This is a genomic window from Paraburkholderia mimosarum LMG 23256 = NBRC 106338 (genome assembly GCF_000739815.1).
Lineage (GTDB): Bacteria > Pseudomonadota > Gammaproteobacteria > Burkholderiales > Burkholderiaceae > Paraburkholderia > Paraburkholderia mimosarum.
This window is the reverse complement of the sequence record NZ_BBJJ01000236.1, coordinates 1-2,461: the sequence shown is the minus strand read 5'-3', so window position 1 is coordinate 2,461 and position 2,461 is coordinate 1. Positions and strand designations below refer to the sequence as shown.

1 protein-coding gene and 1 pseudogene are annotated in these 2,461 nt (G+C 55.1%); one reads left to right on the top strand and one right to left on the bottom strand.

The features are described 5' to 3' along the window. Positions 1–984 (top strand): annotated as a pseudogene (locus BMI01S_RS36960) (hypothetical protein); the annotation flags it as partial. A 43-nt stretch (positions 985–1,027) separates the two neighbouring features. Here the strand turns inward: BMI01S_RS36960 and BMI01S_RS36955 are convergent. Beyond that, positions 1,028–2,119, bottom strand: coding sequence for an IS4 family transposase (locus BMI01S_RS36955; protein WP_255217861.1), 1,092 nt, complete (start codon positions 2,117–2,119; stop codon positions 1,028–1,030). Positions 2,120–2,461: the final 342 nt, after the last annotated feature.

The following is a 2,461-nucleotide window of genomic DNA, read 5'->3' as shown; positions in this document are numbered from 1 at the left end:
TCGGTGGGAACGCAGGCAGGTTCCATCGCGGCCGGACACATGGCCGCACTCAACGTCGTGATGCAGGAACAGTGCAGGTCTTGGCCGCATTGCGACAACACCTTTCCTTCTGACGAGGGTGAACTTCTGTCGCCTCTTAGAGACTGGGTTACTCGCGTTAGCCTGGCCGCGGCACACATGTCGCGAGGAGAAATATGGCGCTCAGGAGACGACGGATTTCCGGGCGACCTCTCGTTGGCCCAGGCGTTTGGGCAGTTGCGTGCTCTGGTGCCGATGCCTGAAGCAATTGAGTGTCTTTTTGCGGAAGCCGGAGACACTTGGGGCATGGAGACCTGTCCGTTTCCGCAGCAGACCAGAATCAAGCTCGAGCATCTCCGGTCACGAGGTCTCGGATTCGCCCGCATCTTTGACTTCTATATGTGCATCGGCGCGTTTTCGGCGGCTCGGCCGTCTTTTGTCACTCGCGCCAGGCATGCCCAGGATTCTCTCCGAGAGCGCCACGGCGCCTGCCGGTGTGAATGGGAAATGATCCCGCAAGGATGGCTACCCAACTGGATCAAGGTGCATGCGGAGGAACGCAAGCACTGGTCGTTCCGATGTCCATTTGACGTTGCGATTGCTGAGCTTGATCTCTGTTGGGCACATCAGAATTCGGCGTACATCGGCCGAAACCCAAGTCCAAAACGGGTGATTTTTGTTGAACAGGCGCATGACATGCATGCTGCAGGACTTATTCGATATGCAAAGGGTTCGAAGATATCAACCAAAGGGTCCCTCAGCACTGAGCAGGAGATTGCATCGTATTGTGAGTGGGTTCACGATTCAGTGCTCTCGGACTTACTCGAAAAGGCGGCCGACTGGGAAGTCGAGGCGGCACACAGCGCTGTTTCGCGGTGGTTGGATAACATTGTTCATGGGCTTCAACCCATGCCTTTATACACAAGTCACCGCAAGTGGAACGGCTCAGTGCATCAGTGCAGGTGACGAAGAAAAAAAGCGAATGTTAACGCAGCGGATTTCCTTGCGATTACCCACTTTTTCTTCGGCCTTTTTTTCGGCCAAGCCAATACCCAAGCTCGATGTCGATAAGTCGATGCATTCCTCGCCAGATGACTTTGTTACCAGGAGGTGGATCGCTGGCACGTGCGAGGTAGCCGCCGAGTTGCGCGAGCTTGATCAGGCTGTGTGATAGAGGTGGCGCGTTCGCGGTACGTGCTGTGTCTTTGACGATTTGATCAAGAAGCGTAATTTCGGTAGCGGTAAGAGCAACGTCGGGTGGGGCCTCCGGTGCGGATCGATTGATTTCAGTGAGCCAGAACACTCGCCAGGCGAGAATACAGAAGATGGCGATCAAATTTGTCAACCGACTGGCTGTGCGCAGCTGAGAATCTTCGGCCTTGCCTCCGGATTTCAGGATTTTGTGAAACGTTTCTATCTTCCAGCGCAGCGCGTACCAATCGATTTTCTCGATTGCGCCGACACGCGAATTCACGGGGAGGTCCGTGACAAGCTTCCGCTCGATACGCGCTCGTCCGGCAGGTTCGCCCCGCTCGCATGCATGAATGACGGTTAGCGTGAGTGCCGGGTAGTGTCGCTGCTTTGCGACAGGTGGCCAGATCGTGAGGCGCCGATACCTGATCTCCAGAAGTGCCTGATGAGCTTGGCCTTTGGCGTCGCGAAATTCGATTCGATGCAGCCCTTTCACCCGCACCTCCGACATTTCTTCGGCGACGGTATGCTCCCCGTCACCGGCTAACCTGTTGGTGCAGGTGCGCACGAGAAAATGTGTTCCAAGGTCATGCGCAAAACTAAACAGTTCAAAAATATCGCTCTCGCGGTCGCCGACATGCACACAGCGAGCCGGATCTCCGAGTCGCTGCGTTGATTGCTGAAGATTCTGAAGCCAACGATAGCTTTCCTTCTTCTCGATCGGCACGCGCGTGAAATTGATCTTGCGCTTCGTCTTCGTGGTGTCTTTGAACTCTTTTCTGCTCCAGAACTTGATAGCGGAAAGACCAAGCGGCAGTCCGGATGTGGTAACCGCAAGGCTCGAATGCATCAGGATCCCGCATTGGGGTGACTTTGATTTCCGTACAATTCTCCGGCTAGACGCACCCAAGCCAGCCGTGGGTTTGCCTTCGGAACCCAAATAAAAATCGTGCAAAATCAGTCGGTTGCTGTCTATCCGCCCGCGCTACCACGCGTCAAAGGTCTTTGTAATCCGCGCAAACTGTCAGATGACGCGATAGACGGTTATTCAGCTTGGCCCGCACCGCCGAACCGCGGTTCGTCGTGTGCCTCATGATCTTACGTTGAGTTGATTCCAACATCGCCGGCGTTCGTGGGCGGAGTACGATAGCCTCGAGTCCATTCCGAGGAATGAAGCGATCCGCGCGCAGACGAAGGATGGTGCCGTGCAGACGAACCGTGGTGATACATCAACTTAGTATTCCTAATGTTA